Raw genomic sequence first — 13,943 nt, 5'->3', positions numbered from 1 at the left:
CTATCTCATCTTGAATACACTTTTCCAAATGGTCGCCAGCTCGTCATCAGGTAAGGGCGGACTGGTTCGGTTGTTAAAAGTTCGCAATAAGTCCATGCAACTATTGTTATCAATGCCAATCTTTCGCCAGTAGTGGAGAATACGATTCGTGTCATTGTTTCGATTCCCTTTTCTTGCGCCTTGGTTGAATAATTCCCACATTTCAGCGCCATAAGTTCGACTACCTAGCGTTGGGTTCTGTCTTTTTTGTGGTCGCTGTATCATTTCAAGTAACCAGTCAGGACAATCGCAAAGGTTATCAAAAGTTAAAGGCTTGTTAGTTTCTGTATCATTCAAAGGCATATAATCGCCGTCTGTCCGTTTGCTCGGATATATGGGTGTGAAGTGTGTTTTTATCTCTACGCCGTCCGCTAGTTCACTGACAATCGGCTGATTAAATAGCTCTTTCGGAACTTTAAAGAAAACATGCAAGCCGTTGCCTGTGGGTGTCTTTTCAACATAGGTACTTAATATTTCGCCCTCGCTGTTTTCATTCCACAATCGACTGAATACAGCTCTGCCATTCTGTCCGTTTTGGTGCTGGTCTAAGTCAATACAAATCAAACCGCTATTTCTAAGATTAATCATAATGTTGCGGTTCGGTATTTCATCAAACCATTCACTCACTGTGATTTCATCAAGTGTTCCGCTTGAAGTCCCGCGGATAACAGCCCTCTCACTTTTGCCTGAAGGAAAACCAGCGATAACAGAAAAACCGCGATTAATACAGTTTAGGGCTTGTTCTTTTGGTGTCAATAGTCAGTCCTCCTCAAAGAGTTGGTCAATCCAATCAAGCTCGGCTAAAATATATCCGTTGACTGCGTTATTAATTGCAATCCCTGTCCGTTGTTTCTTGATAATGCCAGCTCTGCGCTCATCTTCATTAAGAGGAATAAAATAGCCATTATCAATTGAGCCAATGGCGCAACCTTGCTTATGTAAAAATTCAATTCTACTCTGTAAAGTTCTAAAATCAATATCAAGCGCTTGTGCTAAGATTTTGCCTTTAACAGCTCGGTCAATTCCTCGATGTTCAGAAAGAAATTTAATAATGTTTTGGTCGATTTTTTGTAGATTAGTTATCTTCATTGAGATAACCCCATATTCTAGTCACGGTTTCTAAAAATTGCTCATAGCTTGCTCTCTGTCTCGCTTCGCCAATCAAGGCAAACATTAAAACAGTAATAGCTTCGTTGCTTGTATCGCTGATAAGATACTCTAAATTGTCCTTATTACTTTCATTTTCAAGGACATCAATAGTAATTTTCATGGTTTAGTTTCCTTTATTTGTAGTTTCATAACAGCCAGCTCTTTGCCTAGAATTGGCACTGGTTGCGTGCATAAGTTGCTTTTCACTCCGCTGGGTAAGATTATGCCTGTACTTGCTTCAAACTGCTGTATCAAGTCATATTTGACCGCTCGTGCGTTGTGAATTATCTTAAACGGGTGTTTACCTGCTGGACTAAAACTATTCCGTCCGTACCGTTTTAAAGCCGTGTAGCCTTGGTGGTGTTCTATCATCTCGCTACCTCATCAAATAAGCTGATTTCTCCGCCCTCTTTTTCGCCCTCAAAGCGGACACCGTGCTTATATTTACGAACTTTAAAGCTATAATCAACTGTGCCTGTGTTTGCATTCAATGGGTCTATTTTTTCGATTTGCTTGTCTGTCAGCTCCGTATGATAGGCTTTCAAACTTCGCATTCCTACGCTATCAATACCAGCCACATAAGGACAAGCTCTAATAATATTTGTCATTTTCTCAATCCTTTAATAAAATTTGCCTTGCCTGACAAGTTGCTAAGTATCTATGATGATGAACTTGCATATATCATCAATCAAATAGTAAATAAGTGTGGTTTTGTATCTTGGTTTATAGCGATTCAATCCGTGCTTTTCCCAATTATCAAGTGTGCCGTCTGATATATCCATTTCTTTTATCACTTCTTGCCTAGAAATATAAGGCAATTTGCGGTCTCGCTTTAGTTCTAACAGCTTATTTGCATACTGGTTAAAATCTGTAATCACAGAATCAACTAAGCCATGCGCCACAAGGGTTGTTAGTGTGTCGTCATTCACTTCCTGCCTCCTTTGGCTTCTCTTTTTTCATAATCAAACTAGCTATTTCATTGATGTCTTCCACTCGTTCATTCATCATAAAAAACGATGTTATTAAAGTATCTTTCAATCTATCCAATTCGTATTCCCTACCTCCTTTTTCGAGTCCGTAAATTCTTTGTACTTCATCAAAAACCATTGTTAGAATTGCTGAAACCTCAGCATTTTTTAAATTAATATCTTCAATCATATCCATCAACCTTTCGTCATGTATCTAGCGTATGAAGTTACGTTTTTAAACGTGCGCTCTAAGCCTTGTTTCGTCCAAACCGTCCAAGTGTGAGCGATTGGGTCAAACTGCACTTGTGCGCCTGTGCGTATGCCGTGGGTTGGGTAAATTACATCAATTGTATTATTCATTTTTAGCTCCGATTCTATTCAATTATTGATACACCGATAATGTTAGCAATGGTCATAAGGTAATCACTGACATAATCTAATAAGTCCTGTGCGTTACCTTTGGTAATAAAGAGATTGCCTTTATCATCTAACTCGAAACTTTCATAAGTTCCGCTTGCATAATCATTAACAGCTTTGTAGATGTTTTGTATATACATCTCAACTTCTTCGATATGAATTTCTAGTTCTTCAAACATGATTTTACCTTTGAATTTCTAGGGCTAATTTGTATTTTTGGATACAAAAAAAGCCACTTTTACAGATACCGAAAACACTGGATTACTAAAAATCCTAGTTTCGGCTTGAAAAGTAGCCTCGTACAATGTATAATATTTTGTAGCGAGGTTACTCGTGAGTGATAACTAATATCCAAACTTTCGACGGGGCGGATATTAGTTATTTTTTATTTTTCCAGTTTTCTTTTAAAAGCTCTAGACTTCTATTTACTGTTTCAGATTTTGAAACTTTTTCTTTTTCAGAATATTCTTCTAAAAATTCGTCTGTTTCTTGATTGATTCTAACAGTAAGGCTTTTTTTTCTAGGGTCTCCTAATTTTGGTCTACCCTTTCCTGCAAAAGGTGCTATAGTCTCACTTCCTTTCTTTAAATGTCTTACATTTTATATTATATTATGTCTTACATTTAATGTCAAGCAAAAACTATAACTTTTTTCAAAATATTTAATGCACTCGCTACTTATTCAATTTTCAAAGGTCAATCAGCTTTGATTTTGCTGATAATTTTTGTTAGAATGGAGTAAAGCAAAGCCCTGCAAGGCTTGCCTTACTAAATATTTAAAGTCGTTTTGATGGGGATCAGTTACGGCTTTTTTGTTGTCATTGTGGCTTTAATAGCTGTTTTGATAGGTTCATAATCAGAACCAGCTTCAATCATTGCTATTGCGATACTTTCAAGCATTTTATAACGTTCCATTTCCTCTGAATTTAAGAGGTCTAGGAGCGTTTTTTCTTTTCGCCAGTCCGTATCTCTAGCTTGAATCTGCTTTTTAGTTAGTCCTGTCACAGTAGTAGCAAGCAAACTTCTAATAATGGTGTGCCATGTATTGCCATGACGTGGAAAGTGTTCCCATTCTGAAATAGCCTGATGAAGTGTAACACCTTTTGGCTTCTCGACTGCTCTTGCAATCTTGCGAGCTTGTAACTCATTTCTCATAGCTATAAAAGCAGCAGCTAAATCAAATTTGAATTGCACAACTGCTGGTGTATTTCCTAATAATGGAATAAAGAATAAAGTTTGTTGTTCGTTGAGATGATAAACTTTTCTTGCGTTTCCTCGGTTGTTTACACGGATTTCAAATCCGCGTGAACCTTTCTTCATGGAACTTTCAAAGTGCCATGTCAGCGGTGCTATTTCTTCAAGTTTCTTTTTATATTTACGAACCAATCGAGAAACTGAATCATAGGTAATACCTGTCTGTTCAGCAATAATTTCGGTAGTCGTGTAAAAATCTTCATTGCTTGTTTTAGACAAGTCGAGACTATCAAATAATACTAATGGGGTCATTTTTCCCTCTTTTCTACTTCGTTTAAAGACATCGCGGTCATGTTGGGTCAGTAGTTTATAGCCATGCGTAGGCTATGAGAATCAGGAAAGATACTGACAAGGACGTGAATACCTTGTGTACGTTCGTTAGATAGAAATTACTCATAACTATCGACGATTGTTCTCTTTGATGATTAGTTGTTAGTGATTTCTTCTGTATCAGTAGCAAGCCATTGCGTTATTTTCTGATAAGTAGTAGGTTGTACATTAAATTTTTGCTTATTACTTTCAATACGTCCATAAGTTAATGGAGTCAATCCTAACTTTTCAGCAATAACATGTTTTGGCAAATCTAACTCAGCTCTTTTTTTACGAAGAGCTGTTTTGATTTCTAGCGTTAATTCCATTCATTTCTCCTTTTTGTTTAATTTCAACAAATTCATTATAATTTATCTAATTTCGAAAGTCAAGTGATTTTTGTTTATTTTAGAAAAAAATATTTACATTTTTTATAGAAACTGTTAAAATATTTGTTAGGAGGTCATCTAATCATGGCTAAAAACAGAATAAAAGAGTTTAGAAAAGCTCAGAAATTAACACTTAACAACTTGGTAGAATTGTTGGCGAAAAAAGGAATAAAAGTTAATGAAAGCCAACTCTCTAAATTTGAAAAAGGTACAAGTTCCCCTCGCAGTGAGGAGATATGGTCAGCGTTAGCAGATATTTTTGACACTTCTATAACTAATGTAATGGGGTTTACCTCTGGAGATATAAAGAAAATAGCCGATCCATATTTCCCTACTATTCTTTCTAATTTTCTGAAAGACGCTGGTAAAGAAAAACTTAGCGGAGAAGAAGCTTTAAGATACATAGAAACTTTGGGAGATAATAAGGACTTCCTAGCTTATATGAGTAATGAACTAGAAAAACTTACTCGTGATGATGTTTTTATTACTTATAATAAAAAAGTTAGTACTACAAACATAAACGCGAAAGAGTTAGAAGAAATCAACAACAACTTAAATAACAAGAATAGAGAGAAATGGCTGGAATACGGCAAGGATTTACTAAAAATTCAAGAATTAGACGAAGACCAAGAATGACCAAAATGTTCGACATCAGCCGTTTCGATATCATCACACGCGACACATTAAATATATACAACTTCTTAGACTTCTACGGCTATCATCACAACGCCTATGACGAGGCGTGTGCGTTGCTGTATGAGCTGTGCTGGTTTGAGTTGGTGGGGTAAAAAAGGATGGTGGGTTATGAAAAAAATAGATATAGGAATAATGGTTATTATCTTATCAATAATGTTTATAATCCTTGCTATTTTTGAAATTATTTTTTTCAGTATATAGCTGTGAACCTTAACATTTATTAACATAGCCCTAAAAGTTCAAAAAATAACCAAGGGAAAATCGCCTGCGTTACAAGGGTTGTAGAAATTCACTATAAGCACATACCTTTAGTATTATTTAGTGCTTTTCGGATAAACCAATGCTTAGAAATGCTAAGGTTCAAATCTATATAACAAGTACTAAAATTTAGGAGTGCAAAAAATTTAAAATAAAAGAGGAGTTCAGTATGAGTAATGTGTTTAATTTTATCTTAATAATTCTAAAAGCAGTTCTACTATTATATGTTGTAGTCTTTTTCTTAGTGTTATTTCTAGATATTTGCAAGGCAGTTTACGCAACAATAAATAGTAAGTCATCATTTAGCGATTCGTTTAAACATGAATTAAAAAAGGATTTACATATCACTTTTATAAAAACTCTTAACCCTGTAAATTTTATTTTATGGGTATTCTCGTTAGTTTAGAATTAGTAACCCTAAACTTTAGGAATGCAAAATAAAAAGCGCTTGGGTGCGTGAATAAATCGGTCGATTGATCTTAGAAAGTGTGAATAAATGGAATTAACAAATTATGATGAGTTAACTTTTGAAAATATCAAGCATGTTGATGAAAACGGTCAAGAATTTTGGTATGCAAGAGAGTTACAGCCTGTTTTGGAGTATTCTCAATGGCGTAGATTTTCAGAAACGATTGAACGGGCGAAAATCGCAAGTGAAAACGCTGGAATCCCCGTAAAATCCAATTTTGCCGACGTTGGCAAAATGGTAAAAGTAGGTATTAGTGAGCGTGAAATTGATGATATAAAATTATCACGTTATGCTTGCTACTTGATTGTTCAAAACGGAGACCCCCGCAAGGAAGTTATAGCTCTCGGTCAAAGTTATTTTGCTATTAAAACACGGCAGCAAGAACTAGCGGAAAATTTCAATCAGCTCGATGAAAATAAAAAACGTCTTGCAATCCGTCAGGAAATGAAACACCATAATAAATCATTAGCCGAAGCCGCTAAAATGTCAGGGGTTAATAATTATGGTAGATTTCAAAATTCAGGTTATAAAGGTCTGTACGGTGGCATGACTAAACAGAACATACAAGACCGTAAAGGATTGGAACGTAACCAAGATATTTTAGATTATATGGGAAGTGCTGAATTAGCGGCCAATCTTTTTCGTGCAACGCAAACCGATGAAGTTTTACGCAACAGACAAGTTAAAGATGAGCAATTAGCTAATGATACACATTTCAATGTTGGGAGAACAATTAGAAATACGATGAAAGAACTCGGCACTACAATGCCAGAACATCTCCCAACTCCTCAAGAGAGCATTCAAGACTTGAAGAAAAAAGAAAAGAAATCTCTAAAAGATAAATCAAATCCTAATCAAATGTCATTTTTTGATGATATATAAATATTGGATAAACATAAAGATATACCAAGTCAACTTCATGCCAATATTTGTCAACTTCTAGCTCAGTTTTTATTTGTTTTGTTGTATAAACCTATGCTTAGAAATCTAAGGTTCAAAAAAACTATAATAATCTTATTAAAAGTGAAATACTAAATATATATTCCAAGGAGACATCATAATGAAGCTCTATGAAGCAATTAAAAACCTTCCCGATAACGATTGGGTAGACATTAGTGAAATCAAAAAGAATCATCTACTCCATATCGGGCGGATTACGAAAGAATTGCTTAGAGGAGAAATATTAGGGCGTGAAATAGTAAAATCTCTTTCTGATGAAGGGACGGGCGGGGGTAATATTCATCATTTTTATGTCGAACCAAGAAAAAATGAAATTCATAAGTTTGACTAATGTAAAGTGAAAAAAGCGCCTGGTCGTGTGAGAGGTAGATATGGATAAAAAAAATAAAGATCAATCAAATTTTATTAATATATTATTTTGGGTACTCTTGGTAATAGTTTCTATTTTAGTGATAATCCCAGTTTTGATATGGTTTATGACATGAGCCATGTATAACTTGTAAATCTATGTGTTCCCAGTCACTAAAAACTGGTAGGAGTAATTTATGAAAAATAAAAAACATATCTCTACGGTTGGAGTATTATTGTTATTTGTAGTTGTGCTATATCTAATCTATACCGCCATAGAGTACTTTCTTTTTTAAATCATAAAAAGTAAAATGACGTACCAAGTCAATTTCTGCCAACATTTGCCAACAATTAGCAAGTGTTTTTGGGGTTGTCGTTTGGTTGCGGAATGGTTGACGGCTTCCCCATTTATATGGGGAATAACTACATGTAAATTTTGTATGTTGCTAGAATTTGCTGTGTATTTGTAACTACGGAGCTATGACATTTTTGTTTTGAATGGGTACACCTCAAAGTTACCCCCTGACCCTACGTGATGTCGGTATAGACTTTGTCTAGTGTTGATAACCTCCACAATTTTGAGGTCGTTAAAATCTTTACACCCTGAACCGCTGTCAGTTTGCTTACATTTTGCAAGTAACTGACAAGCTAAGTATTAACGAAGTGATTTTTCCATCCGTTAATCGTCCCAACTTTCTGCCACAAGTGGCAAAAACGAAAATTTCGTTGTTATCCTGACGCAACCAATCCTTGCATTAGGTAATAAGGGGGTCGTGATTCGCGACTACCTGCGAAGTAGTAACGATTCGTTACACCCTTTTTTTAGGGCGGTCAAAATAGCCAGATACTTTCTCACATTTTTGTGATTAACCTTGTCTAAACCTTGCTAGTTTTACCTAGCCAAAATCTCATTTTATTTATATGTTTTTGGTTTCACTTTTTTCTGAAACCAATAATAGGATATGAACATTTTTGTACAAATCTCTATAAGTTCGCTCTAATTACTCTAAACTACTCTAAACGCATAACAGCCAATTTTGCCGAGGTCAGCAATAATGAAGATATTGCATAAAATGAAACAACTGGATTTAATTCGGAAAATAAAAAAAGCGCCCTAGTTTGAAATAGGACGCTTAGAATAAACTTTATGAAAAAGTATATTTTTGGAATAAATTTATTATACAACATATTCTATAATTTTTACATTAAAAAGCCACTCCAAAGAGTAACTTTATACTTGAAAGTAATGACATCTCAAAATCATTATACTTTCATCTTACACCTTTTTGTATTGGTTTTCAAATTAATAAATAGAGACATGGTTGTTACAAGTTTTATATGCAACTACCTGAGGTCGCATTTTACGACTATAGCCGCAATCTAATTAGGACAAGTAACTTTTCACTTTACCTCAACTATAGGAAATTTACGAAAGTTCATATCTGTGAAAACCAAAGGTATGAATATATTTTTTAATTCATATCATCCGTGACGGAGTATTTCAAACTCCTCAATATAATCAAAGTGGCTTATATTTACTATAAAATTAGAAAGAATTTACACCATGAAAAAAGACGACGTTATCAAACTATCAGACGGACAAACTGCCACAATTGTTACTGGCGATGAATCAACGAGTTTGACCAATTGCTATATTGTACGGCTAGAAAATGAAGATATAAGAGTAGTTGATAGAAAAACTCTAACGCTTGCGGACTCATTAAAATAATAGTCGTTTATAACAAATTCCCCTTTTTCCACAAATTCCATAAGTAAATTATTGAATCTTTTTTAATTACCCCCAATACGTGCAAACCTGAACCACGTTAAAAGCTGATAGGAGATATTTATGGCAGACAATGATAAAACATCTCAAATAAAATTAGATTTTTTAAATACACTTTATAATCTTATCCTTAGTGAGGATATAAAAGAAGAAGAACGTAGAGTGCTGACTAAAGCAAAGAATCTAGTAGAAAAAGGAGAGTATATTCCCAATGTCATCAGGCGTATGCAGACAAATTTTACGTTGGATGCCATAAATAGTAACCTCTCCCCAAGTGTAAGTGAGTTTTATAGTACATTGCCCAAAACTCTTGCAGAGATTCTACCAGCATTTCCAGGTACTGGCTCTAGTTTAGGGATTCCTCTCTAATTATCTTGTTACCCTTGATACCTTACTGTTACTCTTAATATAGAGAAAGGTAACAGCATAAACCCTTGATATAACTAGCTTTATAATACTTTGTTACCGTTGATACCGTAAAATATACTATATCAGTTGAGAATTAATAACTCTATAAACTAATAAACCAGTTAACTAATTAATCGTATAAGCTCTAATAACAATATTTCTCAATCCTTGTACATGCCTTGCCTGACATTAGTACAAAAATGGAAAGGAAGAAAATATGAATATTAAAGAATATATAAAAAAAGACGGTACAAAGGTGTACCGGGCTAATGTTTATCTGGGGGTTGATTCTCTAACTGGTAAGCAAGTAAGAAAAGTTATAACGGCTAAATCTGAAAAGATGTGTAATACAAAAATAAGTAGAGCTATTAATGAGTTTGAAAAGAACGGCCAAACAGTCAGAAAAGTAAGTGTAGATGATTTTAAAGATATTGCCATGCTGTGGTTTGATAGTTATAAGCTAGGGGTAAAACCTCGAACAGTTCAAATCATGCAGACACGCTTAAATAATTATGTTTTGCCAGCTCTTGGAGAGTATAGAATAGATAAGGTAAACTCTATTATTCTTCAGCAAATTGTTAATCAATGGATGATTAATGCTAGTCAACCATTAAATGGGGCTTACCACAGACCAAAAGGAAAAGGCAAAGACTTCAAAATATACTTTAATATCGTTGAGCGTATTTTTAAGCATGCCTTATCTCTTGGGCTAGTTAAAGATAACCCTTGTGTTAATGTTATTGTACCAAAAGTAAGACTTGAAAGCACCGAAAAGAAAGTAAAACATCTTACAGCGGAGCAACTGAAAATATTTTTTGAGTATATTGGAGCACTACCCAAAGAGAAATATACTAATGAGCTGATGACTGGACTTTGTCGTTTGCTTGTTGCCTCCGGTTTGCGTATTGGGGAAGCTGTGGCCTTGTCTTGGTCTGATATTGACTTTAAGACAGGTTCTGTGTCTGTCAGTAAAACAACGCTTAGAGCGGTCATACAATCAACCCCAAAGACTGACAAAAGTAATAGGATTGTTTTAATAGACAGCAAAGCAGTAGAAGTCTTAAAGCATTGGAAACTATTTCAAGCGAAATACTTCATGAGTATTGGAAAGGGAAAGCAAGAACTGGTATTTCCCAACCGAACAGGGGGAGTATTAGACTATCAGACTATGAGGCCATTCTTAATAAAATGGTTGAGAGCTTGCCAGCTACCACAAGTTGGTTTTCATGGTTTTAGACATTCTCACGCTAGCCTTTTACTTAATGCTGATGTTCCCTATAAAGAGATACAAGAACGCTTAGGACACGCAAGCATAAAAATGACTATGGACACATACAGCCACCTTGAATCTGACAATAAAATAAAAGCAGTTGAACGCTTTGAATCAATTGCAAATTTCTAGTAAAAAAATGCTACTCGTAATAAATCTCGTAATAAATTTAGCTTTTTCAAAAAGTTAAACTCTTAAGAGCTAGAAGTGTCAATGCTTTACAAGGTTTTTCTTATTACACATACGGCATTCAATCAGTGTTTTTTTGTGTATCAAAAATTAGACAAATCAATAATAAATCTAGGCTACGGGACCATATATTTAAATAGAACGGCTTTAGAGCTTTAGATTTGTTTTTACATTCATTTGTTAACAATTTTTGTTAATTTATTTGTTGGATAATTTTTGTAGAATAAAGATACCTCAAATGTGTAGACCTTACACGAATAATAAAAGGTCAGTCTAACTTTGTTTGTACCTAGATATGTACTTCAAACTATCTTTCGATTTTGAAAGCCCATAGTTTAACTTCTATGAGTTTTTTGTTTGTAAAAGGATATGAATCTAAAAGGAGTAAAGATTTATGCTGATTAGAAATTATGAAACAAAAGATTTAGATGAAGTTATTAATCTGTTTAAAAACACTATTTTTGAAGTAAATATTTCTGATTATACTTTGGAACAGATTAAAGCTTGGGTTGACGTTGACACAAAGTTATTTGATGATAATCTTGGCAAAACCTACGCCAGAGTCATTTCTAATCATGAGCAGATAGTAGGATTTGGTAACATTGATGATAAAGGATATATTGATTTATTTTATGTCAGTGCAGATTATCAAAGGCAGGGAGTAGGGCAAAAACTTCTAAATGATTTAGAAAAAAGTTCGAATTATATTAGCTTCATGGTTAATTCATCTATTACTGCTAAGCCCTTCTTTGAAAAAATGGGCTATAAAGAAACAAAAAAGAACTGTGTACACTTGCGAGGGCAAAATTTTGTTAACTTTACTTTAAAAAAAGTTGTTGAATAAAGTTGAGTTTATTTAACAACTTAAAATAACGTGCAGGCACTGAGCCACGTAAAAAGCTGATAGGAGTATTGTTATTATGACAACGAAAACAGTTAACAAACATTTGTTTGTATGGTTAGGAAGTTTTTTATTTGGGGGATTTGGGATTGACCGTTTTATGCGAGGACAAATTGGAGTGGGAATTTGTAAATTGTTATTCAACTGGGCTACTTTTGGCATTTGGTCTTTTGTTGATTGGATTGTAGCCTTGGTCAAGGCTTATAGTACTTACAACGATACTGAAGATATTACATTTATTAATGGTGGATATTCTAGATAAAAGCTCACCTATTTGAGTTCTTTCTCAAATTTCTTTTAGGAGTTTATAAATAAAAAATAGACCAATTATTGGCCTATTTTTTATTATTTATTTTTATCAACTAAATCTAAAAGGAATTCATTGACACTTGGGTAAATGGCTTCTTCACCAACCATGCTAATAAGTCCAGTTCTCTTAAATGATTCTTTTAATTTAGGATTCATTGAGGCGAAGACGATTTGGCGTTCTTCCTTATGAAAAATACTGTAAATATCAATCAATAGTTTTATAGAAGTGACGTCAATCATCGGTACACCTCTTAGAGAAAGAACAACATTAGTATTTGCTGGAAGTTCATCAATTGCTTGTTTTAACTTGCTACTATTTAAAAAGAAGAGCGGGCCAGAAATATAAATAACTGTCCAGTCAGTAAATACTTCATGATGATTTTGACTGATTCGTTCGGGTTCAATTTGTGAACTATTAATCTCAATTTGGGAAATTTTTACGATAAAGAGTAAGAAACCAACAATGATTCCTGCTAATATTGCAGTACTTAAATCGAAAATAACAGTGATAATCATCGTTACAAAAAATTCGATGATTCCACTTTTTAATTTATTTTTGAATAAGAAACGAATGGCTTCCCACTCGTTCATTCTTACGGCGGTCATGATAAGAACACCAGCAAGGGCACTTAGTGGAATATGAGTCATAAATGGTGCAAATAGAAACATTGAGAGGAGAAGAATAAGGGCGTGAATAATACCAGTTAAGCGAGTTTGAGCACCTGCTTTTATAGCTACACTTGTTCGAGCAATTGCGGCTGTTGCTGGAATTCCTCCGAAAAAAGGAATGAAAATATTTCCGATTCCTTGAGCAACAAGTTCTTGGTTATTGTCCATTGGGTGATTGGTTGCACGACCTGCTGAGGCACCACAAAGGAGACTTTCGGTCATTCCAAGTACGGTAATGCTTATGGCTGGGATAAGTAGAGTTTTCATGTCTTGAAGATTCAATTCAGTCAAACGTAGATGAGCTTGGGGAATAAGGGTGGTTGGAATTTTTCCTACTAAAGGAATATCTAGTTTTAGGACAAGGACTGCTAAAGTTGACAGCAAGATAGCCAACAATGAAGCTGGGAATTTTTTACCCCATGATTTAGGATAGAAAATCATTAATAAGATTGTTAAAAGTCCAATAATTGTTGAAGGATAATCAATGTGTAAGCCAGAGATAAATTTCATTAAATCAAAAAAAGAACCTGTAAAATGTTCTATTCCGAAAAAGTTTTTAATTTGTCCGCTGGCAATGATGATGGCAATACCAGAAGTAAAACCTGTGATTACTGGTGAGGGAATAAGTGAAATTAAATTTCCTAAACGGAAAATACCAGCGAGTAATAGAAAGATTCCTGCCATAAAAGTAGCAATAAATATTCCATTCATTCCGTATTTACCAATGAGTGAAATTAAAATAGCCGCCATTGCTCCTGTTGGACCAGAAATTTGATAGAAAGCTCCAGAAAGTGAGCTAATAATTACACCTGCAACAATGGCTGTTATGAGTCCAGCTGCGGCTGTTGTACCACTTGATACACCGAAGGCAAGGGCCAGAGGGAGTGCAACGGCAGCTACAGTAATTCCCGCCATCAAATCTTGTAAGAATTTTCGTCGGTTGTAGTCTTTGAATTCTGAGTTAATAATACCTAAAAATTGTTTAATCATAATAATTCCTTTAATTTTTTATCACAATATTCTATGATAACAGAGATGAGTAATCATATCAAATAATTATCGGAATCGAAATGAAATCAAGATTAGATAAATTTCTTGTAATTAAAAAACCAGAAAATAAATTTATTACTAATATCTAATGAAAAATTGAAGAATA

18 protein-coding genes are annotated in these 13,943 nt (G+C 34.4%); 8 read left to right on the top strand and 10 right to left on the bottom strand.

Annotated features, from left to right (window positions below; genetic code table 11):
• The 9 genes from AB6B24_RS06955 to AB6B24_RS06915 all read right to left on the bottom strand — a co-directional run bounded on the left by AB6B24_RS06955 (position 1) and on the right by AB6B24_RS06915 (position 4,464).
• Positions 1 to 795, bottom strand: a complete 795-nt coding sequence (locus AB6B24_RS06955; RefSeq protein WP_369164376.1) for a bifunctional DNA primase/polymerase — start codon at positions 793 to 795, stop codon at positions 1 to 3.
• 3 nt (positions 796 to 798) lie between these two features.
• Positions 799 to 1,128, bottom strand: coding sequence for a hypothetical protein (locus AB6B24_RS06950; protein WP_369164374.1), 330 nt, complete (start codon positions 1,126 to 1,128; stop codon positions 799 to 801).
• Positions 1,115 to 1,309, bottom strand: coding sequence for a hypothetical protein (locus AB6B24_RS06945; protein ID WP_369164373.1), 195 nt, complete (start codon positions 1,307 to 1,309; stop codon positions 1,115 to 1,117). Before AB6B24_RS06945 ends, AB6B24_RS06950 begins: the two co-directional genes overlap by 14 nt.
• Positions 1,310 to 1,556: 247 nt before the next feature.
• A complete protein-coding gene (locus tag AB6B24_RS06940; protein WP_369164372.1) occupies positions 1,557 to 1,796 on the bottom strand; it encodes a hypothetical protein in 240 nt (79 codons plus the stop codon).
• Positions 1,797 to 1,838: 42 nt separating this feature from the next.
• Positions 1,839 to 2,117: a hypothetical protein gene (locus tag AB6B24_RS06935; protein WP_369164371.1), complete on the bottom strand. Its 279-nt coding sequence runs from the start codon at positions 2,115 to 2,117 to the stop codon at positions 1,839 to 1,841.
• Complete coding sequence (locus AB6B24_RS06930; protein WP_369164370.1) at positions 2,110 to 2,346, bottom strand: hypothetical protein; 237 nt, start codon at positions 2,344 to 2,346, stop codon at positions 2,110 to 2,112. Before AB6B24_RS06930 ends, AB6B24_RS06935 begins: the two co-directional genes overlap by 8 nt.
• A 184-nt stretch (positions 2,347 to 2,530) precedes the next feature.
• Positions 2,531 to 2,713, bottom strand: coding sequence for a hypothetical protein (locus tag AB6B24_RS06925; RefSeq protein ID WP_369164369.1), 183 nt, complete (start codon positions 2,711 to 2,713; stop codon positions 2,531 to 2,533).
• A 660-nt stretch (positions 2,714 to 3,373) separates the two neighbouring features.
• Positions 3,374 to 4,078, bottom strand: coding sequence for a Rha family transcriptional regulator (locus AB6B24_RS06920; RefSeq protein WP_369164368.1), 705 nt, complete (start codon positions 4,076 to 4,078; stop codon positions 3,374 to 3,376).
• A gap of 173 nt (positions 4,079 to 4,251) precedes the next feature.
• The gene (locus AB6B24_RS06915; protein ID WP_195928042.1) at positions 4,252 to 4,464 is read right to left on the bottom strand and encodes a helix-turn-helix transcriptional regulator; all 213 of its coding nucleotides are present in this window, start codon (positions 4,462 to 4,464) and stop codon (positions 4,252 to 4,254) included.
• 144 nt (positions 4,465 to 4,608) lie between these two features.
• On the opposite strand from AB6B24_RS06915, the gene AB6B24_RS06910 reads away from it, so the two are divergent.
• The 8 genes from AB6B24_RS06910 to AB6B24_RS06875 all read left to right on the top strand — a co-directional run bounded on the left by AB6B24_RS06910 (position 4,609) and on the right by AB6B24_RS06875 (position 12,071).
• Positions 4,609 to 5,160 carry a helix-turn-helix domain-containing protein gene (locus AB6B24_RS06910; RefSeq protein WP_195928041.1) on the top strand — a complete coding sequence of 184 codons (552 nt, stop codon included), beginning with the start codon at positions 4,609 to 4,611 and terminating at the stop codon, positions 5,158 to 5,160.
• An 814-nt stretch (positions 5,161 to 5,974) separates the two neighbouring features.
• The gene (gene dinD / locus AB6B24_RS06905; protein ID WP_270337997.1) at positions 5,975 to 6,829 is read left to right on the top strand and encodes a DNA damage-inducible protein D; all 855 of its coding nucleotides are present in this window, start codon (positions 5,975 to 5,977) and stop codon (positions 6,827 to 6,829) included.
• Positions 6,830 to 7,007: 178 nt separating this feature from the next.
• The gene (locus tag AB6B24_RS06900) at positions 7,008 to 7,238 is read left to right on the top strand and encodes a hypothetical protein (protein WP_012898672.1); all 231 of its coding nucleotides are present in this window, start codon (positions 7,008 to 7,010) and stop codon (positions 7,236 to 7,238) included.
• Between the two features lie 1,581 nt (positions 7,239 to 8,819).
• Positions 8,820 to 8,984 (top strand): hypothetical protein, encoded by a 165-nt coding sequence (locus tag AB6B24_RS06895; RefSeq protein ID WP_012898671.1) that lies wholly within the window; start codon positions 8,820 to 8,822, stop codon positions 8,982 to 8,984.
• Positions 8,985 to 9,104: 120 nt separating this feature from the next.
• Complete coding sequence (locus AB6B24_RS06890; RefSeq protein ID WP_012898670.1) at positions 9,105 to 9,410, top strand: bacteriocin immunity protein; 306 nt, start codon at positions 9,105 to 9,107, stop codon at positions 9,408 to 9,410.
• 256 nt (positions 9,411 to 9,666) lie between these two features.
• Complete coding sequence (locus tag AB6B24_RS06885) at positions 9,667 to 10,851, top strand: tyrosine-type recombinase/integrase (RefSeq protein WP_369164366.1); 1,185 nt, start codon at positions 9,667 to 9,669, stop codon at positions 10,849 to 10,851.
• Between the two features lie 451 nt (positions 10,852 to 11,302).
• The gene (locus AB6B24_RS06880) at positions 11,303 to 11,752 is read left to right on the top strand and encodes a GNAT family N-acetyltransferase (protein ID WP_021466355.1); all 450 of its coding nucleotides are present in this window, start codon (positions 11,303 to 11,305) and stop codon (positions 11,750 to 11,752) included.
• A gap of 76 nt (positions 11,753 to 11,828) precedes the next feature.
• A complete protein-coding gene (locus AB6B24_RS06875; RefSeq protein ID WP_153242053.1) occupies positions 11,829 to 12,071 on the top strand; it encodes a TM2 domain-containing protein in 243 nt (80 codons plus the stop codon).
• A gap of 83 nt (positions 12,072 to 12,154) precedes the next feature.
• On the opposite strand, the gene AB6B24_RS06870 is transcribed toward AB6B24_RS06875, so the two are convergent.
• Positions 12,155 to 13,777, bottom strand: coding sequence for a SulP family inorganic anion transporter (locus tag AB6B24_RS06870; RefSeq protein WP_311805543.1), 1,623 nt, complete (start codon positions 13,775 to 13,777; stop codon positions 12,155 to 12,157).
• Positions 13,778 to 13,943: the final 166 nt, after the last annotated feature.

Source organism: Lactococcus sp. AK05 (assembly GCF_041026685.1).
Taxonomy (GTDB): domain Bacteria; phylum Bacillota; class Bacilli; order Lactobacillales; family Streptococcaceae; genus Lactococcus; species Lactococcus lactis.
The sequence above is the reverse complement of the archived record's forward strand: the minus strand, read 5'-3'. Positions and strand labels throughout refer to the sequence as shown.